The organism is Streptomyces sp. Y1, from assembly GCF_041053115.1.
Classification (GTDB): domain Bacteria; phylum Actinomycetota; class Actinomycetes; order Streptomycetales; family Streptomycetaceae; genus Kitasatospora; species Kitasatospora rubellomurina.
Genome location: NZ_CP163445.1, coordinates 5,570,639 through 5,592,958, shown reverse-complemented (window position 1 = coordinate 5,592,958; position 22,320 = coordinate 5,570,639). Strand labels below are relative to the sequence as shown.

At 75.0% G+C, this 22,320-nt stretch carries 16 protein-coding genes and 1 pseudogene; 14 read left to right on the top strand and 3 right to left on the bottom strand.

The window, feature by feature from the left end; genetic code table 11:
- Positions 1 to 56: 56 nt before the first annotated feature.
- From cobU to AB2U05_RS24200, 7 genes and pseudogenes are all read left to right on the top strand, one after another.
- Positions 57 to 626, top strand: a pseudogene (gene cobU, locus AB2U05_RS24230) (bifunctional adenosylcobinamide kinase/adenosylcobinamide-phosphate guanylyltransferase); the annotation flags it as partial.
- Between the two features lie 11 nt (positions 627 to 637).
- Positions 638 to 1,762 (top strand): nicotinate-nucleotide--dimethylbenzimidazole phosphoribosyltransferase, encoded by a 1,125-nt coding sequence (locus tag AB2U05_RS24225; protein WP_045692194.1) that lies wholly within the window; start codon positions 638 to 640, stop codon positions 1,760 to 1,762.
- A 118-nt stretch (positions 1,763 to 1,880) separates the two neighbouring features.
- Positions 1,881 to 2,672, top strand: a complete 792-nt coding sequence (locus tag AB2U05_RS24220) for an adenosylcobinamide-GDP ribazoletransferase (protein WP_045692195.1) — start codon at positions 1,881 to 1,883, stop codon at positions 2,670 to 2,672.
- Between the two features lie 257 nt (positions 2,673 to 2,929).
- A complete protein-coding gene (locus tag AB2U05_RS24215; protein ID WP_369184250.1) occupies positions 2,930 to 4,435 on the top strand; it encodes a leucyl aminopeptidase in 1,506 nt (501 codons plus the stop codon).
- A gap of 384 nt (positions 4,436 to 4,819) precedes the next feature.
- Positions 4,820 to 6,226, top strand: coding sequence for a dihydrolipoyl dehydrogenase (gene lpdA, locus AB2U05_RS24210; protein WP_107072827.1), 1,407 nt, complete (start codon positions 4,820 to 4,822; stop codon positions 6,224 to 6,226).
- Between the two features lie 66 nt (positions 6,227 to 6,292).
- Positions 6,293 to 8,053 (top strand): 2-oxoglutarate dehydrogenase, E2 component, dihydrolipoamide succinyltransferase, encoded by a 1,761-nt coding sequence (sucB, locus tag AB2U05_RS24205; protein WP_369184249.1) that lies wholly within the window; start codon positions 6,293 to 6,295, stop codon positions 8,051 to 8,053.
- 137 nt (positions 8,054 to 8,190) lie between these two features.
- Positions 8,191 to 8,706 (top strand): DUF4240 domain-containing protein, encoded by a 516-nt coding sequence (locus tag AB2U05_RS24200; RefSeq protein ID WP_045692199.1) that lies wholly within the window; start codon positions 8,191 to 8,193, stop codon positions 8,704 to 8,706.
- A gap of 17 nt (positions 8,707 to 8,723) precedes the next feature.
- On the opposite strand, the gene AB2U05_RS24195 is transcribed toward AB2U05_RS24200, so the two are convergent.
- Positions 8,724 to 9,812, bottom strand: a complete 1,089-nt coding sequence (locus AB2U05_RS24195; protein WP_369184248.1) for a DUF2510 domain-containing protein — start codon at positions 9,810 to 9,812, stop codon at positions 8,724 to 8,726.
- A gap of 112 nt (positions 9,813 to 9,924) precedes the next feature.
- Positions 9,925 to 10,422: an N-acetyltransferase family protein gene (locus tag AB2U05_RS24190; protein ID WP_369184247.1), complete on the bottom strand. Its 498-nt coding sequence runs from the start codon at positions 10,420 to 10,422 to the stop codon at positions 9,925 to 9,927.
- A 64-nt stretch (positions 10,423 to 10,486) separates the two neighbouring features.
- Here AB2U05_RS24190 and AB2U05_RS24185 point away from each other — a divergent pair, with 64 nt between their 5' ends.
- From AB2U05_RS24185 to AB2U05_RS24175, 3 genes are all read left to right on the top strand, one after another.
- Entirely contained in the window at positions 10,487 to 11,392 is a 906-nt protein-coding gene (locus tag AB2U05_RS24185) for a TIGR01777 family oxidoreductase (protein ID WP_369184246.1), read from the top strand.
- 495 nt (positions 11,393 to 11,887) lie between these two features.
- Positions 11,888 to 13,219 carry an NAD(P)/FAD-dependent oxidoreductase gene (locus tag AB2U05_RS24180; RefSeq protein WP_369184245.1) on the top strand — a complete coding sequence of 444 codons (1,332 nt, stop codon included), beginning with the start codon at positions 11,888 to 11,890 and terminating at the stop codon, positions 13,217 to 13,219.
- Positions 13,220 to 13,422: 203 nt separating this feature from the next.
- Positions 13,423 to 14,646, top strand: coding sequence for a cation:proton antiporter (locus AB2U05_RS24175; RefSeq protein ID WP_045692204.1), 1,224 nt, complete (start codon positions 13,423 to 13,425; stop codon positions 14,644 to 14,646).
- Between the two features lie 43 nt (positions 14,647 to 14,689).
- On the opposite strand, the gene AB2U05_RS24170 is transcribed toward AB2U05_RS24175, so the two are convergent.
- On the bottom strand, positions 14,690 to 16,546 hold the full coding sequence (locus AB2U05_RS24170) for a regulator (RefSeq protein WP_369184244.1): 1,857 nt from the start codon (positions 16,544 to 16,546) through the stop codon (positions 14,690 to 14,692).
- A 321-nt stretch (positions 16,547 to 16,867) separates the two neighbouring features.
- On the opposite strand from AB2U05_RS24170, the gene AB2U05_RS24165 reads away from it, so the two are divergent.
- From AB2U05_RS24165 to lipB, 4 genes are all read left to right on the top strand, one after another.
- The gene (locus AB2U05_RS24165; protein WP_045692205.1) at positions 16,868 to 17,629 is read left to right on the top strand and encodes a 3-hydroxybutyrate dehydrogenase; all 762 of its coding nucleotides are present in this window, start codon (positions 16,868 to 16,870) and stop codon (positions 17,627 to 17,629) included.
- Positions 17,630 to 17,892: 263 nt separating this feature from the next.
- Complete coding sequence (locus tag AB2U05_RS24160) at positions 17,893 to 19,266, top strand: MFS transporter (RefSeq protein WP_369184243.1); 1,374 nt, start codon at positions 17,893 to 17,895, stop codon at positions 19,264 to 19,266.
- Between the two features lie 113 nt (positions 19,267 to 19,379).
- Positions 19,380 to 21,395 (top strand): helix-turn-helix domain-containing protein, encoded by a 2,016-nt coding sequence (locus AB2U05_RS24155; RefSeq protein WP_369185988.1) that lies wholly within the window; start codon positions 19,380 to 19,382, stop codon positions 21,393 to 21,395.
- A gap of 68 nt (positions 21,396 to 21,463) precedes the next feature.
- Complete coding sequence (gene lipB / locus AB2U05_RS24150) at positions 21,464 to 22,261, top strand: lipoyl(octanoyl) transferase LipB (protein WP_369184242.1); 798 nt, start codon at positions 21,464 to 21,466, stop codon at positions 22,259 to 22,261.
- The last annotated feature ends 59 nt before the right edge of the window (positions 22,262 to 22,320 follow it).

Genomic DNA, 22,320 nt, shown 5'->3' with positions numbered 1-22,320 from the left:
GCCCGGATCTTCCGTATGCCTGGTCGGGCAGGATGGACGCCATGGCGACGCATCTCCCGCTCCCCCGCACGCTGCTGCTCGGCGGTGCCCGGTCCGGCAAGTCCACCCGCGCCGAGCAGCTGCTGGCCGAGCACCCCGATGTCCTGTACGTGGCCACCGGCGGCACCCGGGACGGCGACGCCGAGTGGGCCCAGCGGGTCGCCCTGCACCGGGAGCGGCGGCCGGCGAGCTGGCGCACCGCGGAGACCTGCGAGCTGGAGGCCGTCCTCGCCGACACCGCCGACCCGGCGCCGGTGCTGGTCGACTGCCTGGCTCTGTGGCTCACCGCCGTCATGGACGAGTGCGGCGCCTGGGACGACGGGGTGTGGGCGGACGGCGGCGAGGCGGCGGTGCAGCGGCGCTGCGAGTCGCTGGCCCGGGCCTGGGCGGCCACCGGGCGCACGGTGGTGGCGGTCAGCAACGAGGTCGGCATGGGCGTCGTCCCGGCGACCGCCGCCGGGCGGCGCTTCCGGGACACCCTGGGCCGGCTCAACATGGCCGTCGCGGACGCCTCGGAGCGCGTGCTGCTGGTCGTCGCGGGGCAGGTTCTGACGGTCAAGCCGAGCCCGAATACCTGTGGCGTGTAGCCTTCCGACCGATGGACACGACCGTGGATCTCGATACGTTCTCCTCGCTCGTCGAGCGCCCCGACGAGAGCGCCCGGCGGGCCGCCGACGAACGCTGGCAGGCGGCCGACCGGCCGCGCGGCGGGCTCGGGAAGCTGGAGGAGCTGGGCAGCTGGCTGTCGTCCGTGCAGGGGCGCTCCCCGGTGCGGCCGGTGACGGCCCCCAAGGTGGTGCTGTTCGCCGGTGACCACGGCGTGGCATCGCTCGGGGTCTCCCGGCTGCCCGCCGAGGGCGGCACCGCGGCACGGGTACGGGCGGTGCTGGACGGCAGCGCGCCGGTCGCCCGGCTGGCCGCGCGCTACGGCGCCGAGGTGCGGGTGGTCGACGTCGCGGTCGACGCCGACCCCGCCGACTTCCCGGAGGAGGTGACCGCGCACCGCGTCCGCCGCGGCTCCGGCCGGATCGACGTCGAGGACGCGCTCACCCCCGCGGAGACCGTCCGGGCGTTCCGGGCCGGCATGGCCGTCGCCGACGAGGAGGCCGACGCCGGCACCGACCTGGTGCTGCTCGGCGACCTCGGGGTCGGCTCCACCACGGTGGCCGGCGTGCTGGTCGGCGCGCTGTGCGGGACGGACGCGGCCGCGGTGTGCGGGCGCGGCTCCGGCATCGACGACCGGGTGTGGATGGTCAAGTGCGCCACCATCCGCGACGCGCTGCGGCGGGCCCGTCCGGTGCTCGGCGACCAGCTGGCGCTGCTCGGCACCACCGGCGGCGCCGACTTCGCCGCCATCACCGGCTTCCTGCTGCAGGCCGCCGCCCGCCGCCTGCCGGTGGTGCTGGACGGCGTCGTCTCGGCCGCCTGCGCGCTGGTCGCCCAGCGGATCGCCTTCCGGGCGCCGGAGTGGTGGCGGGCCGGGCAGCCCAGCGGTGAGCCCGCGCAGGCCAAGGCGTACGACCGGCTGACCCTGACCCCGCTGCAGGACCAGGGCATCACCATGGGCGAGGGCGTCGGCGCGTTGCTGGCGCTGCCGCTGCTGCAGGCCGCCGGGGACACCCTGGCGGACGAGGCGCCGGAGCCGTACGCGCCGCGGGCGCCGAAGGAGCCGAAGCCGCAGCCGCAACTGCCCTCCGCGGCGGACCTGCTCCGGCGGCTGTAGCCACGACCCACCCGACTGCCGCGCCATCGGCCCGACTTCGGGAACGGGCTCCGGCCTTCCCCGCGCCCGCTCAACGGGCGCGGGGTTTCTCGTTGCACACGTAGGAGGAACAGGGCCGATGCCGGACGAGCGGGAACGGGCCGACTGGGCCGAGGGGTTGCGGTTCGCGTTCGGGACGCTGTCGGTGCTGCGGGTACGGGTCGACCGCTGGGACCGCGCGGCGGGCGCCCGGGCGATGGCGGCGGCGCCGCTGGTGGGGCTGGCGCTGGGCGCGATCGCGGCCGGCGCCGGGGCGTTCACCGCCTGGCGGGCCGGCGGACCGCTCGGCGCGGTGGCCGCGGTCGGCGTGCTCGCCGCGCTGACCCGGGGGCTGCACCTGGACGGCCTCGCGGACGTCGCGGACGGGCTGGGCAGCGGCAAGCCGGCCGAGGACGCCCTGCGGATCATGAAGCAGTCCGACATCGGACCGTTCGGCGTGCTGACCCTGCTGCTGGTGCTGCTGGCCCAGGTCGCCGCGCTGGCCGGGCAGTTCGGGCACTCGACGCTGCGCGGCGCGCTCGCCGTGCTGGCCTCGGCGGCCGCCGCCCGCTGCGCGCTCGCCTGGGGCTGCCTGCGGTCGGTGCCGGCCGCCCGGCCGGGCGGGCTCGGCGCGATGGTGGCGAGCACGGTGACCCCGGCCGCGGCGCTCGCCGCGACCGGCGGCACGGCCCTGGCCCTGGCGCTGCTCGGACTGTTCGACGGATGGTCAGCCCTGCGCCTGCCCGCGGCCGTTGCGCTCGGCGTCGGCGGTGCCCGACTGCTGCTCAGCCGGTGTGTCCGGCGCCTCGGCGGAATCACCGGGGACGTGCTCGGCGCGATGGCGGAGACGGCCGCGACGGGCACCCTGTTCGCCTTGGCGTTGCTCGGCTGACACCGGGCGGCGCGTGATCCCACCATGCGGACTACCATGCGTGGAGCACCGCAGCCCTGCACCGTGGCAGGTCCTGCCCGTCCGGCCCGTACCGCGGAGCCGGGGCCTCTGGTGTGCGCGGCCGCGACGGCGGACGCGCGCGCCAGGGGGCCCGGACCCGGAGGCGCGCCGGCGGACCGGCCTGCGACGGCGGGCTGCGCCGGTGCGGCAGCCTCGCCGCGACCGGCCGTGGACCGCGAAAGAACAGGACGCATTACGTGACTGCATTGTCTGTGAGCACCTCCTCCGCCGCCTCACTGCGCGCGGACGCCCTGGTGGTCGGTGTCGCCAAGGGCCCCAAGGGCATCGTGCTGGCCCCGGGCGCCGAGGCCGTGAACGAGGCGTTCGAGGGCAAGCTGGCCGAGGTCCTCGGCACCCTGGGCGCCACCGGCGCCGAGGGCGAGACCGTCAAGGTGCCCTCCGCCGCCGGCCTGAAGGCCGCGCTCGTGCTCGCGGTCGGCCTCGGCGAGGCCGCCGAGACCGGTTACGAGCTGGAGGCGCTGCGCCGCGCCGCCGGTGTCGCCGCCCGCACCCTGGCCGGCACCAAGAAGGCCGCGCTGGCCCTGCCGGCCGAGTCCGCCGAGGAGATCGAGGCGCTGGCGCTGGGCGGTCTGCTCGGCTCGTACGCCTTCGGCGCCTACAAGGGCGAGGGCAACGGCAAGGAGCCGGTCGGCGAGCTGGTCCTGCTGACCGCCCGCAAGGGCAGCAAGGACGCCAAGGCGGCCGTCGAGCGCGCCACCGCGCTCGGCGAGGAGATGAACCGCGCCCGCGACCTGGTCAACACCGCGCCGAACGACCTGAACCCGAAGAGCTTCGCCGCGATCGCCCAGGCGGCCGGCAAGGAGCACGGCCTCAAGGTCGAGGTGCTGGACGAGAAGGCGCTGACCAAGGGCGGCTTCGGCGGCCTGCTGGGCGTCGGCACCGGCTCGGTCAACCCGCCGCGGCTGGTGAAGGTGGCCTACACCCACCCGAAGGCGAAGGCCACGCTGGCCTTCGTCGGCAAGGGCATCACCTACGACTCGGGCGGCATCTCGCTGAAGCCGGCCGGCCACAACGAGACCATGAAGTGCGACATGGCCGGCGCCGCCGCCGTGTTCGCCGCCGTGGTCGCCGCCAAGCGCCTGGGCCTGACCGTCAACGTGACCGCCTGGCTCGCGCTGGCCGAGAACATGCCGTCCGGCTCCGCCACCCGCCCCGGCGACGTGCTGCGGATGTACGGCGGCAAGACCGTCGAGGTGCTGAACACGGACGCCGAGGGCCGCCTGGTGCTGGCCGACGCGATCGTGAAGGCCGGCGAGGAGCAGCCGGACGTCATCGTCGACGTGGCGACCCTGACCGGCGCCATGGTGCTGGCCCTGGGCAACCGCACCTTCGGCGTGATGGCCAACGACGACGAGCTGCGCGACACCCTGCACGCCCTGGCGGGCGAGGTCGGCGAGCAGTCCTGGCCGATGCCGCTGCCGGCCGACCTGCGCAAGGGCATGACCGACTCGACCATCGCCGACCTGGCCAACATGGGCGAGCGGATGGGCGGCGGCCTGGTGGCCGGCCTGTTCCTGAAGGAGTTCGTGGCCGAGGGCATCGACTGGGCGCACCTGGACATCGCCGGCCCGGCGTTCCACGAGGGCGCGCCGTACGGCTACACCCCGAAGGGCGGCACCGCGAGCGCGGTGCGCACCCTGGTCCGCTTCGCCGAGCAGACGGCCGCCAACGGCAAGGCCTGATCCGGTAGCGCTCCACGACGGGGCCCGGCGCACTGCGCGCCGGGCCCCGTTTCGTGCTCTCCGGCGGGTTACCTGCGAGTAGGACGCGGATGTGGCGCGCACCCCTGTTCGCTGCGGGCGAAACTTTGTTCCACAGTGCGGAAGAGCCCCCGGCGGGCGGTGCGGAAGACGCCCGTCCGGCGGCTGTCAACACCGCGTTGAGCTGGGATGATGCCCTTCGCCGGGGGGTGTCACCGCCCCGGTGACCACTCTGTGGGACGCCTCCGGGGCAGACCCGGACATCAGCCACCGCGAACAAGTGCGAAGATGTATTTCCGGCACGACTGGGCGCCCCACAAAGGCTTCCGACCCACCGGACCGCGACCGGCCCGGCGACCCACCCCATTGCATGGAGGACGTGACGTGGCGAACGACGCCAGCACCGTTTTCGACGTAGTCATTCTCGGAGGCGGAAGCGGCGGTTACGCCGCGGCGCTCCGCGCCGCTCAGCTGGGTCTGAGCGTCGCCCTGGTCGAGAAGGGTGAGCTCGGCGGCACCTGCCTGCACCGCGGCTGCATCCCGACCAAGGCCCTGCTGCACGCCGCCGAGATCGCGGACGAGACGAAGGAGGCCGCCGAGTTCGGCGTGCTGGCCACCTTCCAGGGCATCGACATCAACGGCGTCCACAAGTACAAGGACGACGTCATCGCCGGCCTGTACAAGGGCCTGCAGGGCCTGGTGGCCTCGCGCAAGGTGACCTTCGTCCAGGGCGAGGGCAAGCTCTCCTCGCAGACCTCGGTGGACGTCAACGGCCAGCGCATCGAAGGCCGCCACATCGTCCTGGCCACCGGTTCGGTGCCGCGCTCGATCCCCGGCCTGGAGATCGACGGCAACCGCGTGATCTCCTCGGACCACGCCCTCAAGCTCGACCGGATCCCGAAGTCGGCCGTCATCCTGGGCGGCGGCGTCATCGGCGTCGAGTTCGCCTCGGTCTGGAAGTCCTTCGGCGTCGAGGTCACCATCGTCGAGGCGCTGCCGCACCTCGTCCCGCTGGAGGACGAGAACTCCTCCAAGCTGCTGGAGCGCGCGTTCCGCAAGCGCGGCATCAAGTTCGAGCTGAAGGCCCGCTTCTCCGGCGTCGAGTACACCGAGACCGGTGTCCGCGTCTCCACCGAGAACGGCAAGCAGATCGACGCCGACCTGCTGCTCGTCGCCATCGGCCGCGGCCCGGTCTCGGCCGGCCTCGGCTACGAGGAGAACGGCGTCGCGATGGACCGCGGCTACGTCCTGGTCGACGAGTACATGCGCACCAACGTGCCCACCATCTCGGCCGTCGGCGACCTCGCCCCGACCCTGCAGCTCGCCCACGTCGGCTTCGCCGAGGGCATCCTGGTCGCCGAGCGCCTGGCCGGCCTCAAGCCGATGCCGATCGACTACGACGGCGTCCCGCGCGTGACCTACTCCAACCCCGAGGTGGCCTCCGTGGGCATCTCCGAGGCCAAGGCCGTCGAGCTGTACGGCAAGGAGAAGGTCGTCACCCTGAAGTACAACCTGGCCGGCAACGGCAAGAGCAAGATCCTGAAGACCGCCGGCGAGATCAAGCTCGTCCAGGTCAAGGACGGCGCCGTGGTCGGCGTCCACATGGTCGGCGCCCGCATGGGCGAGCAGGTCGGCGAAGCCCAGCTGATCTACAACTGGGAGGCCCTCCCGGCCGAGGTCGCGCAGCTGATCCACGCGCACCCGACCCAGTCCGAGGCCCTGGGCGAGGCGCACCTGGCGCTGGCCGGCAAGCCGCTGCACGCGCACGACTGATCGCGCCCACCACCCCCCTTTTCCAGTACTTCCCGTACGCAAGACTTGATAGGAGTCGCTGAAACCATGGCGGTCTCAGTAACACTGCCCGCGCTGGGCGAGAGCGTTTCCGAGGGCACCGTCACCCGCTGGCTGAAGGCCGAGGGTGAGCGTGTCGAGGTCGACGAGCCGCTGCTCGAGGTCTCGACCGACAAGGTCGACACCGAGATCCCGGCCCCGGCTTCCGGCATCCTGGCCTCGATCAAGGTCGGCGAGGACGAGACCGTCGAGGTCGGCGCCGAGCTGGCGATCATCGACGACGGCTCCGGTGCTCCGGTCGCCGCTGCCGCCCCGGCCGCCGAGGCCGCGCCCGCCGCCGCCCCGGCTGCCCCGGTCGCCGCTCCGGCTCCGGTCGCCGAGGCCCCGGCTGCCGCTCCGGCCGCCGCCGCTCCGGCCGCCCCGGCCGGCGACGCCACCCCGGTGCTGCTGCCCGCGCTGGGCGAGTCGGTCACCGAGGGCACCGTCACCCGCTGGCTGAAGGCCGAGGGTGAGACGGTCGAGGTCGACGAGCCGCTGCTCGAGGTCTCCACCGACAAGGTCGACACCGAGATCCCGTCGCCGGTCGCCGGCACGCTGGTGAAGATCCTGGTCGGCGAGGACGAGACCGCCGAGGTCGGTGCCCAGCTCGCGCTGATCGGTGCCGCCGGTGCCGTCGCCGCCGCCCCGGCCCCGGCTGCCGCCCCGGCTCCGGCCGCTGCCCCGGCCCCCGTTGCCGCCCCGGCTCCGGTCACCCCGGCCGCTCCGGCCCCGGTCGCCGCCGCCCCGGCTGCCCCGGTCGCCGCTCCGGCTCCGGCTCCGGTCGCTGCCCCGGCCCCCGTTGCCGCCCCGGCTCCGGTCGCCCCGGCCGCCCCGGTGGCCGACGCCGGTGACGCCTACGTCACCCCGCTGGTGCGCAAGCTCGCCGCCGAGCACGGCGTGGAGCTGTCCTCCGTCGCCGGCACCGGCGTCGGCGGCCGCATCCGCAAGCAGGACGTCATCGCCGCCGCGGAGGCCGCCAAGGCCGCCCCGGCCCCGGTCGCCGCTGCCGCCCCGGCCGCCGCGCCGAAGGCCGCCGCCGCGCCGTCCGCCCTGCGCGGCCAGACGGTCAAGATGACCCGCATGCGCAAGGTCATCGGCGACAACATGATGAAGGCCCTGCACGAGCAGGCCCAGCTGACCAGCGTGGTCGAGGTGGACGTCACCAAGATCATGTCGCTGCGCGGCAAGGCCAAGGACTCCTTCCTCGCCCGCGAGGGCGTCAAGCTGTCCCCGATGCCGTTCTTCGTCAAGGCCGCCGCCCAGGCGCTGAAGGCCCACGCGGTCATCAACGCCCGGATCAACGAGGCCGAGGGCACCATCACCTACTTCGACACCGAGAACATCGGTATCGCGGTGGACTCGGAGAAGGGTCTGATGACCCCGGTCATCAAGGGTGCGGGCGACCTCAACATCGCCGGCATCTCGAAGAAGACCGCCGAGCTGGCCGACAAGGTCCGCGGCAACAAGATCACCCCGGACGAGCTGTCCGGCGCCACCTTCACCATCAGCAACACCGGCTCGCGCGGTGCGCTGTTCGACACCGTGATCGTGCCGCCGAACCAGGTCGCCATCCTGGGCATCGGCGCCACCGTGAAGCGCCCGGTCGTCATCGAGGCCGACGGCGGCACCGCCATCGGCATCCGCGACATGACCTACCTGTCGCTCTCCTACGACCACCGCCTGGTGGACGGCGCCGACGCCGCCCGCTACCTGGTCGCGGTCAAGGAGATCCTGGAGGCCGGCGAGTTCGAGGTCGAGCTCGGCCTGTAAGGCCCATTGGCCGTCGAACACGACGGCCGTGCGGAGCCCCGTGTCGTCCCGGGACGACACGGGGCTCCGCCGTTCCCGGGCATCCGCCCGGGTCGTGGCATGCGCGGAGACCGACGAACGGGGATGCTGGAGCGGTGATGGACGAGACGGACTTCTGGCAGATCATCGACGAGACCCGGGACGGCGCCGACGGCGATCCCGACGAGCAGGCCGACCTGCTGGTGGAACGGCTCGTGCAGCTCACTCCGGACGATGTGATCGACTTCGCCCGGCTGTTCGAGGCCCGGTTCCAGCGCGCCTACCGGAACGACCTGTGGGGCGCCGCCCACCTGCTGCTGGACGGCGCGTCCGAGGAGGTCTTCGACGTCTTCCGCTGCTGGCTGATCGGCCAGGGCCGGGAGGTCTTCGAGGGCGGGCTGGCCGAGCCGGACGACCTGGCGGACCTGCTGCCCGAGTTCGACGAGGAGGAGGACGGCGAGGCCGAGGACCTCGGCTACGCCGCCGACGAGGCGTACGAGCGGCTCACCGGCCTGCCGCTGCCCGAGGTGGGCGGGCAGCAGCCGGCCCGGCCGTCCGGGCCCGCGCTGGACTTCGAGGACCCGGACGTGATGGCGAAGCGCTTCCCCAAGCTGTGGGAGCGCTACGGGTACTGAGCCGGGGCGTCGGCGCGTCAGGTGGCGCTGCCGGAGCCGTCCTTGGTGACGCCCTTGAGGATCTGGTCGAGCACCGACGGGTCCGGCGCCTGCGGGTCGTCGTCCACGCCGCCCTCGAAGACCACGTAGCCGCCGCCCTTGGCCTGGACGGCGGCCAGCAGCACGTAGCCCTGGGTGCCGTCCGAGGTCCGGACGTGCCAGCGGACGGCGTAGCCGCGCACGCCGGCGACGCTGACGTTGTCGGAGCCGGCGTCGGTGTGCGAGGTGATCCCGGTGAAGATCTGCTCGGCGTAGGCGGGCATCGCGGCGTCGGCGGCGGCCTTGGCCGAGGAGCCCTGGATGACGTCCTTCTCGACCGAGAACTGGCCGCGGATGCAAGCCCCGCCGGTCGGGCAGGTGTACCTGCCGGTGCCGAGGTAGACGGTGGAGTGCGGGGAGTCGGAGTTCGCGTCCCAGCCGTCGTAGACCGGGACGGTGATCGAGTGCTGCGGGTCCGGGACCGTGGACTTGAGCGCGGGTGCCGGCTTGGGCGGGCTCGGCTTCGGCGTCGGCGTCGGTTTCGGCGCCGGGCCGGGGCCGGGGTCGGTGCTCTGGGTGGTGGCCGTGGGGTTCGGGGTCGGGTCCGCCCGGGTGTCGTCGCCGCCGCCGCTGAGCGCGAGGCCGGCGATGATCCCGCCGACGGCGAGCACGGCGACGGAGATGGCGACGATCACGCCCGGCTTGGTCCGGCCGGGGCGATGCTGCTGCGGGTGACCCGGGCCGGGGTAGCCGTAGCCGGCGCCCTGGAGCTCCTGGCCCGGGTAGCCGTAGCCGTCCTGGCCGGGGTAGCCGTAGCCGTCCTGGCCCGGGTAGCCGTAGCCGGGGGCCGGGGCCGGGGCGCCGCCCGGGTAGCCGTAGCCGGGCTGTTGGGGGGTGCCGTAGCCGTAGCCGGGCTGTGGGGAGGGCGGCTGCCAGCCCTGGGTCGGGGCGTCCGCGAGCCGGGCGGCGCCGTCCGGGAGCGGGCGGGTCTCGCCGGTCCAGGCGTTGCCGTCCCACCAGCGCTCCAGACCGGGGGTGCCGTCCGCACCGGGGACCGGGTACCACCCGGGAGGCGTCGAGTTGCTCACGGGCGTACGGTACCCGGCCCGGTGCGCCGCAGACAGCGCGGTTGGGTCACGACTCTGCACCACCGCGGCAGCGTCACTGACGGACCGTCAGGCGGTGCCGGGCGGGCGGCTCTCAGCCGGTCAGGCGGCGGGCCATCCAGATGTCGTCCACGTAGCTGCCGTCGATCAGGAACTCCTCGGCGAGCGAGCCCTCGACGACGAAGCCGCAGCTCTCGTAGAGCCGGCGGGCCGGGGCGTTCCAGCCGAGCACCCGCAGGCTCAGCTTGCGGGCGCCCTCGGCGCGCGCCGCCGCGCAGGCCGCCTCGACCAGGCGGCGGCCGAGGCCCCGGCCGCGCACCTCGGCGTCCACGGCCAGGCCCTGGATCTGGCGGACGTGCCCGTTGCTGGCCAACGGCGTCGCCGGGACCTGGCGGACGTAGCCGACGATCCGGCCGGCCAGGACGGCGAGCAGGTACTGCTCGGGCAGGTGGCGCTCGTCGAAGACGGTGTCCGTCTCGCGCGGTGCCGGGGAGACGTCGGAGAGGGTGGACCAGGCGGCGCGGTCGAGGGCGGCGAGCTCGCGCTCGTCCTCGGGCCGGGCGGGTCGGATGATCAGATCGTCGTCGGGCATGGGCGTCACCCTATTCAGGCGCGTGCGGACGTCGTACTGGTTTAAGGACTGCGAGGATGGGCCCATGCGCATCGCTGTCACGGGCTCCACGGGATTGATCGGTTCGGCACTGGTCCGCTCGCTGCTGGCGGACGGTCACGAGGTGGTGCGGCTGGTCCGCCGCCGCTCCCGGACCGGGCCGCAACCGGACGGCAGCACCGCGATCGGCTGGAACCCGCTGCTCGGCCAGGTCGAGCGGGACGGGCTGGCCGGGGTCGAGGCGGTGGTGCACCTGGCCGGCGCCGGGGTCGGCGACCGCCGCTGGACGGAGCGGTACAAGCGCGAGATCCGGGAGAGCCGGGTCTACGGCACCGAGACGCTGGCCGTCGCGCTGGCCGAGCTGAAGGAGCCGCCGCGCGTCCTGGTCAGCGCCTCGGCGGTCGGCTGGTACGGGCAGACGGGCGCCCGGGTCATCGACGAGGACTCCCCGGCCGGCGACGACTTCCTGGCCGAGGTCTGCGTGGAGTGGGAGGCCGCGGCGCGACCGGCCGAGCGGGCCGGCATCCGGGTCGTCCACCCGCGCACCGGGATGGTGCTGTCCGCGGCCGGCGGCGCCGGCCAGCGGCTGTTCCCGCTGTTCAAGCTGGGCCTGGGCGGGCGGCTCGGCGACGGGCAGCAGTACTGGAGCCTGATCTCGCTGGCCGACGAGGTCGCCGCGCTGCGGTTCCTGATCGACCGGGAGGACCTCTCCGGCGCCTTCAACCTCGCCGCGCCGGAGCCGGCCACCAACGCCGAGCTGACCGCGACGCTCGGCCGGGCGCTCGGGCGGCCGACACCGTTCCCGGTGCCGGAGGCGGTGCTCAAGGCGGTGCTCGGGGAGCTGGCGGTCGAGGTGGTCGGCAGCCACCGGGTGGTGCCGCGGCGGCTGTTGGACGCGGGGTTCCGGTTCGAGCACCCGGACGTGGACGCCGTGGTGCGGGCGGCGCTCTGACGGGCGCTCGGCGCCGAGGGGGCGCGCCTCGGCGGGGGCGCTCCCCGGCGCTCCCGGGGCCGTCGCTCGAACCGGGGGCGCCCTTCCGCCGACGCGCGCCGGGTGGGGCGCGTCGGACGGCTGCGCACGCCGGCTGCCGGTGGGTCGGACGAGTACGTCCGGTACGGCGTTCGCCCTGGCCAGGGGCATATGCCGAGCCTGGCGGGTGGACGGCGGGCGGGGCTCCGGGAGGGGGCGCACGGGAGCACACGGCGGGCGCGTCGCACGCCCCCGGTGACCGTGCGCGCCCGCCGACCCCGGCAGGCGGCCGCCACGGCGCACTGTCCGTGACCGCGCCCCCGGCCGGTGTCGCGCAACCCCTCCCGGCCCGCGGATCCGGCCCGGTGTGCCTGTCTGACGCTCACATCGACTGGGCATCACATCGTCGGACCGTGCCCGGCACCTCGCCGCCCGCGTCGGCCGGAGCCCCGGAACCCCTTGGGAGGGAGCACGCCAGTGCCCACGTACGACTTCACCCGCCGCGCCCGCCGACCGTCCGACCCGGACGTCGTCGTGGTCGGTGCCGGACTCGCGGGCCTGGCCGCCGCCCGCGTGCTCGCCGGCCACGGCCTCGCCGTCCAGGTCCTGGAGGCCACCGACCGGATCGGCGGTCGGATGGCCACCCGCGAACTGGACGGATTCCGGCTCGACGACGGCAGCCACCTGCTCAACACCGCCTATCCGGAACCGCGCCGGGCGCTCGACCTCGACCGCCTCGAACTGCGCCCGCTCGCGCCCGGCGTGCTCGTGCACAGCGCCGGCCGCCGCTACCGCACCGGCGACCCGCAGCTCACCACCGCCCGGCAGGCCGCCACCCGCGCCCCGCTCGGCAGTCCGCTCGACAAGGCCCGGCTCGGCAGCTGGCTCGGCCGCCTCGCCGCCACCCCGGCCGCCCGGCTGCAGTCCCGCCCGGAGACCACCGCCGCCCGCGCCCTGGCCGGCCACGGGCTCGCCCCGCGCACCGTCGACGGCTTCCTGCGCCCCCTGCTCAGCGCCCTGCTCGGCGATCCGGCGCTCGGCACCAGCAGCCGGATCGCCGACCTGGTGCTGCGCTCCTACGCGCGCGGACGGCTCTGTCTGCCCGCCGGCGGGATCGCGGCCGTACCGGCCCAGGTGGCCGAGTCGCTGCCCGCCGGCACCGTGCGCACCGGGGTGCGGGTCACCTCGATCTCCGCCGACGGCGTCGAGACGGCCGCGCACGGGCGGATCGACGCCCAGGCCGTGGTCGTGGCCACCGACGCCCGCTCCGCCGCCGACCTGCTGCCCGGGCTGCGGCTGCCGGACTTCCACCCGGTCACGACCTTCTACCACGCGGCCGACCGCTCCCCGCTCGGCGAGGCCGTCCTGCTGCTGGACGGCGACCGGCCGGGCGGGCAGCCGCCGCTGGTCTCGCACTCGCTGGTGCTCAGCGAGCTGCACCCCTCGTACGCACCGGCCGGGCAGGCGCTGATCGCCACCACCGTGCTCGGCCGGCGCGCCTTCGACGCGGGCGGCCCGGCCGGGCTGGAACCGGCCGTCCGGGCGCGGCTCGCCGAGCTGTACGGCGCCTCGACGGCCGGCTGGCAGTTCCTGAGCGTGCGGCACCTCCCGGACGCGCTGCCCGCGATGCCGCCGCCGCACAACCTGCGGCGCCCGGTGCGGGTGCTGGCCGGCCTGTACGTCGCCGGGGACCACCGGGACACCAGCACCGTGCAGGGCGCGCTGGTGTCCGGGCGGCGGGCGGCGCTGGCGGTGCTGCGAGACCTGGGCCTCCCGGCGGGGGCCAGGGAGGCGGAGGCGGCGGCCTGACGGGCCGTCGCGTCGCCGGGAAGCGGCCGGGCTGGGGCCGGGACGCGGCCGTGGACACGTGGGCCGGTCTGTCCGGGTGACGGGCCGGCCGCGTGCCAGGATGCCGACATGACCGCTCTGACCGCTCTGACCGCTCATCGGACGATTCCGACGGCTTCTGCGGGCTCCGCGCTCGTTCGACCGGCTCCCCGGCCGGCCGCGCGGTGAGCGCCTCCGCCCAGCCGGTCGCGCTGATCCTGATCCCCGCGGCGGCCGTGGCCGCACCGCTGCTCGCCGACCGGCTGCTGCGGTGGATCGCCGTGCCGACCGTCGTGTTCGAGATCGTGCTCGGCGTCCTGATCGGCCCGGACGTGCTGAACTGGGCCCGCGTCGACCCCCTGATCGACGCGCTCTCCCAGTTCGGCCTGGCCATGCTGATGTTCCTGGCCGGGTACGAGATCGACTTCGCCAAGCTGCGCGGCGGCCCGCTGAAGCGGGCGGGCGCCGCGTGGCTGGTCTCGCTGGCGGTCGCCCTCGGCGCGGGCGCGCTGCTCAACCGGGACCCGCTGGGCGGCGCCTTCGCCGGGCTCGCGCTCACCACCACCGCCCTCGGCACGATCCTGCCGATCCTCCGCGACTCCGGCGAACTGCCCACCCCCTTCGGCTCGTTGGTGATGGCCACCGGCGCGGTCGGCGAGTTCGGGCCGATCATCGCGATCGCCGTGCTGCTCAGCGGCAACTCCCCCGCCCGGACGGCCGTCATCCTCGGCGCCTTCGCCGTGATCACCGCCCTCGCCCTGCTCGGTGCCCGCCGGCCGCGCCCGGCCTGGGCGACCGGACTGATCGAGCGCACGCTCCGCACGTCCGGCCAGTTCGCGATCCGGGCGGTGATCCTGGTGCTCGCCGCGATGGTCGCCGCCGCGCTCTGGCTCGACCTCGACATGCTGCTCGGCGCCTTCACCGCCGGGATCGTCTCCCGGCTGCTGCTCTCGGGCATCCGGCAGGCCGAGGAGGACGTGATCGAGGCCAAGCTGGAGAGCATCGGCTTCGGCTTCCTGGTGCCGGTCTTCTTCGTGGTCAGCGGGATGAACTTCGACCTGGACGCGCTGCTCGACGACCCGGGCACGCTGCTGCTCGTCCCGGTGTTCCTGGTCCTGCTGCTCGCCGTGCGCGGCGGACCGGCCGCGCTGCTCGCCCCGGCCGGGCTGGGGCGGCGGGACCGCGCGGCGCTCGGGCTGTACGGGGCGACGGCGCTGCCGCTGGTCGTGGTGATCACCACCATCGAGGTGGACGACGGGCACATGCCGTCCTCCACCGCGGCGGCGCTGGTCGGCGCCGGGATGCTGTCGGTGCTGGCGTTCCCGCTGGCGGCGCAGCGCGTGCGCGGCGCCGTCCGGGCGGTGGCGCCGGAGGAGGGGCAGCCGAGGGTGCGGGCCGAGAGCTGGTGATCCCGCTGTCGGCCCGGACCGTCGTGCCCGCTCGGATGCCGGCTCAGATCACCCCCGCCTGGCGGGCCGTCTCCTCGAAGGCGCGGGCCACCGGGCTGCCGCGGTAGGGGGTGAGGCGGCGGTGGAAGTCCCGGACGTACTCCAGCGAGCGCGCCGAGCGCATCTCCCCGGCCGCCCGCAGCGCGTCGGTGGCCATGGTGCAGGCCTCGTCGAGGTCGCCCATGCCGAGCCGGGCGGTGGCGAGCACCAGTCGGCAGAAGATCCGGCTGCGGGCGTAGGCGGGCGAGCGCAGCCGCAGCGACTTCTCGGCGTGCTGCGCGGAGGTGCGCCACTGCTGCAGGTCGCGGTAGCAGTGGGCGAACTCGTCGGAGAGCTGGGCCTCGTCGAAGTAGCGCGCCCACGCGGGCAGTTCGTCTCCCGTCCGGGCGGCGGCGAGGGAGCGCTCGGCGCGCACCAGGGCCGTCGTGCAGGAGCGGACGTCGCCCAGCAGGCCGTGCCCGCGCGCCTCGGCGGCGTGCATCAGCGCCTGGACGGTGGCCGGGACGGCGGTGCCCACGCCCTGCTGGGCGACCCGGGCGAGCTGGACGGCTTCCCGGCCGTGGCCGAGGTGGACGGCCTGCTGGCTCATCGTCACCAGGACGTAGCCGCCGAGCGCGCGGTCCCCCGCGGCCTGGGACAGGCGCAGCGCCTGGACGAAGTAGCGCTGGGCGAGGCCGTGCGCGGCGATGTCGAAGGACGTCCAGCCCGCCAGCCGGGTGAGGTCGGCGACCGCGCCGAACAGCGCCCGGCCGATCTGCTCTCCGTAGCGGCCGCGCAGCATCGGCTCGGCCTCGCTCTCCAGGTAGCGCACCAGCGCCTGGCGGGCGTGGCCGCCGCCGTAGGCGTGGTCGAGCGCGCGGAAGAGGTCGCCGACCGCGCGGATGGCGGCGATGTCGCCGCGGCCGACCCGCAGGGTGGGGCGGGCCTCGCGGGCCGGGTCGGAGTACGGCGGTTCGACGGCCGCGGGCGGGCGGCGGCTCTGGGTGGGGACGCGGCCGATGACGGCGGCGGTGCCGGTCACGGTGGGCGGCGGGGCGGCGGCGCCCGGGGTGTGGATGCGCGCCGGGCCCGTGGCCGGCCCGGCGGGGGCGCCGCCGCCCGGCTGGGCGCCGGACGGCGGGCCGGGTGCGGCGTCCGGGCGGGCCAGCGTGGAGCCGTCCCGGGCGACCCGCTCGTCGGTGCGGCCGATCAGCCAGTCCCGGCTGGGGACGACCAGGCCGGCCGGGGTGAAGGCGATCCGGCGCAGCTCGGACTGCGGGCCGTTGTCCTTGCGCCACATGCTCGCGACGATGTCCACCGCCTCCTGCGGCGTCTCGGCGAACTCCAGGCCGGCGTAGACCGGGGCGCAGGCGTCCAGGCCGAGGTCCTGGGCGGTCAGGCGGCGGCCGAGGCGGCGGGTGAACACCTCGGCGATCAGCGCCGGGGTGGCGCCGCGCGGCTGCTGGCCGCGCAGCCAGCGGGTGACCGAGGTCTTGTCGTAGCGCAGGTCGAGGCCGTGCTCCAGGCCGAGCTGGTCGACCCGGCGGGCGAGGCCGGCGTGCGAGAAGCCCGCCTCCTCGATCAGCGCGGCCAGCTGGCCGTTCTGCGGGGCGGGGCCGGAGTGCGTCTTCGCGGCGGCGGGGGCCGGCGCCGCGGCGGGCGCGTGCCGGTCGTCGGGGGTGGCCTGTACGGGCAGCCGCAGCTCGTCCGCGGCGCCGACCTCGGCGGTCCGCGGGTCGGCGGTCCGCGGGTCGGCGGCGAGGACGTCGGTGGTCAGGGCGTCGGGGGCGTCCGGAAGGGCCCGGCCGACCGGACCTCGGTGCTGGCCGAGCGGGTCGAGCGGTCCGTACGCCGGGCGGTCGGTAGCAGGCCGTTGGGGCATGATCAGTCAACACCTCTCGGACGTCGCACCGGGCTTCACCAGCACTTCGGCGGGCCGGGGCGGCGCCCCCTGTCGGGAATCGGCGTGAATGTAGCGAGCATTCGGGCGCTATGGGCGGATCTGACCGAGCAATCCTCCGAACGGGTGAAGCAACCGCGCCCATCGTGGTGAAGCCAGGTCAGGAGGGGTTTGGCCGTCCGGGGGCGAACCGTCCACCGGGCTCCCCACGACCCGCATGGCGTCCGCCGCCACAGCCCGCCGGACCGCTGTGGCGGCCCGCCACATGGGAGCCGGGCCGCCGGATTCCTACCGTTCACCACCATGGACACCACTACAGCCCGCCCGCTCGACGGCCGTACGGCCCTGGTCACCGGCGCCGCCTCGGGCATCGGCCGGGCCTGCGCCGAGGCCCTCGCCGGGGCCGGCGCCCGGGTCTACGTCGTCGACCTCGCGGCCGACCCGGCCCGGGACGTCGCCGAGCGGATCGGCGGGCACGCGATCGTCGCCGACCTCGCCGACCCGGCCGCCGTGGACGCCCTGCCGGACGACGCCGACATCGTCGTCAACAACGCGGGCCTGCAACACGTCGCGCCCGTGCACGAGTTCCCGCCCGAACGCTTCGCCCTGATCCAACGCGTCATGGTGGAGGCCCCGTTCCGCATCCTGCGCCGCACCCTGCCCCGCATGTACGAGCGGGGGTGGGGCCGCGTCGTCAACATCTCCTCGGTGCACGGCCTGCGCGCCAGCGCGTTCAAGTCCGCCTACGTGACGGCGAAGCACGCCCTGGAGGGCCTCAGCAAGACCGTCGCCCTGGAGGCCGCCCCGCACGGCGTCACCAGCAACTGCATCAACCCCGGCTACGTCCGCACCCCGCTGGTCGAGAACCAGATCGCCGCCCAGGCCCTCGCCCACGGCATCCCCGAGGGCGAGGTGGTGGACCGGATCCTGCTCGACCGCACCGCCCTCAAGCGCCTCATCGACCCCTCCGAGGTCGCCGCCCTCGCCCTCCACCTCTGCTCCCCCGCCGCCGCCTCCCTCACCGGCGCCAGCCTCGTCCTCGACGGCGGCTGGACGGCCGGCTGACGCCTCGCGCCCTTCGACTTCCGGCACCAAGCACCGCTCAGCCCGCGCCCCGGCCGTACGGGGGCGCGGGCCGTCGGCGCGGGCCCCCTCAGCGGGCCGATCAACGGACCGGGACGGGCAGGGACTGACGGGAGGTTATGGGGAGTCCCGGCACATCAACCCCATGGACTGTGTGGGTCGGACACATAGGCCCGGGAGCGTGGGATTCCTACCTTGTGGCGACGTCGTCTCCCCTGGAATCCCCCGGAACGGATGTGGTGGGCATGAGCGCCCCTGGTAACGGTGCTGCCGCGCGCGGGTCACTCCCGCGGGTGGTGGCCGCGAGTCTGATCGGGACCACCATCGAGTGGTACGACTACTTCCTCTACGGGACGGCCGCGGCGCTGGTCTTCGGGAAGGTGTTCTTCCCGGCGAGCGACCCGCTGACCGGGACGCTGCTGTCCTTCCTCACCTATGCGATCGGGTTCGCGGCGCGCCCGCTCGGGGCGCTGGTGTTCGGGCACTTCGGGGACCGGGTGGGGCGGAAGAAGCTGCTGGTGGTGAGCCTGCTGCTGATGGGCGGGTCGACCACCGCGATCGGGCTGCTGCCGACGTACGGGGCGGTCGGCGTCACGGCGCCGGTGCTGCTGACGGCGCTGCGGCTGGTGCAGGGGTTCGCGCTCGGCGGCGAGTGGGGCGGCGCGGTGCTGCTGGTGTCGGAGCACGGGGACCAGCGGCGGCGGGGGTTCTGGGCGTCCTGGCCGCAGGGCGGGGCGCCGGCCGGCAACCTGCTGGCGGCGGGCGTGCTGTCGCTGCTGACGGGAGCGCTCTCGGACGACGCGTTCCTGGCCTGGGGCTGGCGGGTGCCGTTCCTGCTCTCGGCGGTGCTGGTCGCGGTCGGGCTGTGGATCCGGCTGGCGGTGGACGAATCCCCGCTGTTCCAGCAGGCGTTGGCGGCGCAGGAGGAGAAGAAGGCGGAGCAGGCCGCGGTCGAGCAGCCGCCGCTGGTCGCGGTGCTGCGGCACCACTGGCGCGAGGTGCTGGTGGCGATGGGCGCGCGGATGGCGGAGAACATCTCGTACTACGTGATGACGACCTTCGTGCTCGCGTACGCCGTCAACCACGCGCACTTCGGCAAGCAGAGCGCGCTGAACGCCGTCCTGATCGCCTCCGCGATCCAGTTCGCGCTGATCCCGCTGTTCGGCGCGCTCTCGGACCGGGTCGGGCGCAAGCCGGTGTACCTGGTCGGCGCGGTCGGGGTCGGGGTGTGGGCGTTCGTGTTCTTCGGACTGGTGGACACCCGCTCCTTCAGCCAGCTGGTCGTCGCGGTGACCATCGGCCTGGTGTTCCACAGCGCGATGTACGCGCCCCAGGCCGCCTTCTTCTCCGAGATGTTCGCGACCCGGATGCGGTACTCGGGCGCGTCGATCGGCGCCCAGTTCGCCTCGGTGGCGGCCGGCGCGCCGGCGCCGCTGATCGCGACCGCGCTGCTCAAGGACTACGACAGCGCCACGCCCATCTCGGTCTACGTGGCCATCGCGGCGGCGATCACCGTGCTGGCCGTGCTCTGCGGCCGGGAGACCAGGGGGCGGGACCTCGCGGAGGTCGAGGAGCGTTCCGCGGACGGGGAGCGGGCCGAACGGGCCACCGTGGCCTGAGGGTTGAGGACCGGGGGTGGAGGGTTGAGGGTTGCGGGTGGAGCGCTGAGGGTTACGGAGTGAGCCGCTACCATCGCGAGTTCGCGGACCCGATGCCGATTGGCGGCCCCACCATGGACCACCCCGACGAGATCGCCGCACCCGCGCTGCGGCGGCTGCTCGACCTGCTCGCCTCCGGCGCCGCCACCGAGGACTTCGCCGAGGTACCGGCCGACGCCCGCCGCCGCGGCGCGTCGGCCGCCGTCCTCGCCGAGCTCGACCACGCCACCTGGCAGGCCCTGCGGGTGCACCGGACCCTGCGCCAACACCGGCGCCGCGAAGCCGAGTTGACGGCACTGTTCGACACCGCCGGGGACCTCGCCGCGTCCCGCGACCTGGACACCGTGCTGCAGGCGATCGTCCGCCGGGCCCGGATGCTGCTCGGCACCGACACCGCCTACCTGACCCTGCCGGACGAGACCGCCGGCGACACCTACATGCGGGTCACCGACGGCTCGGTCTCCGTCCTCTTCCAGACCCTGCGGCTCAGCCTCGGCGACGGCCTGGGCGGCCTGGTCGCGCAGACCGCCCGCCCGTACGCCACCCCCGACTACCGCACCGACGAACGCTTCCACCACACCGGCACCATCGACGCGGGCGTCCTCGACGAGGGCCTGGTGGCGATCATCGGGGTGCCGCTGCTGCTCGGCGGCCAGGTCATCGGCGTGCTGTTCGCCGCCGACCGCTCGCCGCGCGCCTTCTCCCCCGACGAGGTCGCGCTGCTCTGCACCCTCGCCGCACACGCCGCGATCGCCCTCGACACCGCCAAGTCGCTGGCCGACACCCGGGCCGCGCTCGACGAGCTGAACGCCGCCAACGAGCTGGTCCGGGCCCACTCCGCCGCCGTCCAGCGCGCCGAGCGGGCGCACGACCGGCTCACCGACCTGGTGCTGCGCGGCGCCGCGGTGTCCGACGTCGCCGCCGCCGTCGCCCACCTGCTGGGCGGGGAGATCGCCGTCCTGGACGCCGAGGGCGAGCCGCTCGCCGGACGGCCCGCGCCCGTCGACGAGTTGGCCCCGGCCGTCGCCGCCTCCCGGGCCGAGGGACGGTCGGTGCGGCACGGCGATCGGTGGATCTGCGCGGTGCTGGCCGGGCAGGACGCGCTGGGCACCTTGGTGCTGACCGGCCGACCGGACCTCGACGACCCGGACCGGCGGCTGTTCGAGCGGGCCAGCGTGGTCACCGCACTGCTGTTGCTGCTGCGCCGCTCGGTCGCCGAGACCGAGAACCGGATCCGCGGCGAACTCCTCACCGACCTGCTCACCGCCCCCGAACGCGACCCGGCCGGGCTCACCGCGCGCGGCCGCCGGCTCGGCGTGGACCTCGCCGGGGCGCACCTGGTGCTGGTCGCCGAGCCTGCGGGCAGCGGGGCGGGCGGTGGTGATGCGGGCGGCGGCAGCGCTGGTGACCGGGAACGGCTGGCGGGCGCGGCCCGGCGGTACCTGTTCGGCTCCCGGGGCGTCAGCGCCGAGCACGGCGAGGCGGTGGTGCTGCTCGTGCCGCTGGAGCCTGGCCCGGCCCCCGCCGCGCCCGGCGCCGTGCCCGGCGCGGTCCCGGGAGCCGCACCCGATGCCGCGCTCGGCGCCGCCGTGCTCGACGCCGCCGAGCAGACCGCCCGGCAGGCCGCCGAACGGCTGGCCCGGCTGGCCGGCTTCCCGGTCACCGTGGGCGCCGGCCGCCCCGCCGCCGGACCGCCCGCCCTCGCCGCCGCGCACGCCGAGGGCCTGCGCTGCCTCCGGGCCCTGCGGGTGCTCGGCCGCGCCGGCCAGGGCGCCTCGGCCGGCGCGCTCGGCTTCCTCGGCGTGCTCCTCGGCGACGGCCACGACGTGGACGGCTTCGTCGGCGCGACGCTCGGCCCGCTGCTCGCCTACGACGCCCGGCGCGGCACCGAGCTGGTCCGCACCCTGCGCGCCTACTTCGACTGCGGCGGCAGCCTCACCCGGGCCAAGGACGAGCTGCACGTCCACGTGAACACCGTCGTCCAGCGGCTGGACCGGGTGGAGGCCCTGCTCGGCCGGGACTGGAACCTGCCGGAACGCGCGCTCGAACTGCAGTTGGCGCTGCGGCTGCGGCTGCTGTCGGGCGACTGAACGACTTGTACGACCGGGGGCGTACAGTGGCGAGGTTGGTCTCGAACGCCCGGCAAGGAGCGGCAACGGTGAGCCAGAACGTGCAATTCGTGCGATGGGGCATAGGCGAGCACACCGTCCCCTACGAGGAGGCGTGGGCGGAGCAGCAGCGGCTGCACGCCCTGCGGGTCGCGGACGAGATCCCCGACACCGTGCTGCTGCTGGAGCACCAGCCCGTCTACACGATGGGCAAGCGCACCAACCCCGCCGACCTGCCGCTGGACGGCACCCCGGTGGTGCAGGTCAACCGGGGCGGCGAGATCACCTGGCACGGCCCCGGCCAGCTGGTCGGCTACCCGATCGTCAAGCTGCCCGACCCGATCGACGTGATCGCCTACGTCCGCCGGCTGGAGGAGGCGCTGATCCGCTCGGTCGCCGAGTTCGGCATCGAGACCACCCGGGTCGAGGGCCGCAGCGGCGTCTGGGTGCTGGGCGAGACCATCCCGGACGCCGTGGTGGACCCGGCGCAGGTGGTGGACATCGGCAAGCTCACCCTCCGGCTGGGCCTGCCCCTGGGCATCGACCCGCGCTTGGCCGGCCCCGAGTACGCGCCCTCCAACGCCGGGCAGCGCGGCGACGACCGCAAGCTCGCCGCGATCGGCGTGCGGGTCGCCCGCGGGGTGACCATGCACGGCTTCTCGCTCAACTGCGCCCCGGACATGACCGGCTTCGACAAGATCGTGCCGTGCGGCATCCGGGACGCGGGGGTCGCCTCGATCGCCGGTGAGCTGGGGCGCGACTTCACGGTCGGCGACGCGCTGCCGGCCGTCGAGCGGCACCTGGCGGACGTCCTCGCCGAGCTGCCCGAGCCGGCGCTCAGCCGCTGAGTCCGGCACCGGATCCGCCACGAATCCGCTGCGGAATCCCCTGCCGAATCGCTGCCGAA

Excerpts from the sequence above, each read along its gene's own strand:
- AB2U05_RS24225 (WP_045692194.1), top strand. The coding sequence starts at position 638 with ATGGACACGACCGTGGATCTCGATACGTTCTCCTCGCTCGTCGAGCGC.
- AB2U05_RS24220 (WP_045692195.1), top strand. The coding sequence starts at position 1,881 with ATGCCGGACGAGCGGGAACGGGCCGACTGGGCCGAGGGGTTGCGGTTC.
- sucB (WP_369184249.1), top strand. The coding sequence starts at position 6,293 with ATGGCGGTCTCAGTAACACTGCCCGCGCTGGGCGAGAGCGTTTCCGAG.
- AB2U05_RS24200 (WP_045692199.1), top strand. The coding sequence starts at position 8,191 with ATGGACGAGACGGACTTCTGGCAGATCATCGACGAGACCCGGGACGGC.
- AB2U05_RS24190 (WP_369184247.1), bottom strand. The coding sequence starts at position 10,422 with ATGCCCGACGACGATCTGATCATCCGACCCGCCCGGCCCGAGGACGAG.
- AB2U05_RS24185 (WP_369184246.1), top strand. The coding sequence starts at position 10,487 with ATGCGCATCGCTGTCACGGGCTCCACGGGATTGATCGGTTCGGCACTG.
- AB2U05_RS24170 (WP_369184244.1), bottom strand. The coding sequence starts at position 16,546 with ATGCCCCAACGGCCTGCTACCGACCGCCCGGCGTACGGACCGCTCGAC.
- AB2U05_RS24165 (WP_045692205.1), top strand. The coding sequence starts at position 16,868 with ATGGACACCACTACAGCCCGCCCGCTCGACGGCCGTACGGCCCTGGTC.
- AB2U05_RS24160 (WP_369184243.1), top strand. The coding sequence starts at position 17,893 with ATGAGCGCCCCTGGTAACGGTGCTGCCGCGCGCGGGTCACTCCCGCGG.
- AB2U05_RS24155 (WP_369185988.1), top strand. The coding sequence starts at position 19,380 with ATGGACCACCCCGACGAGATCGCCGCACCCGCGCTGCGGCGGCTGCTC.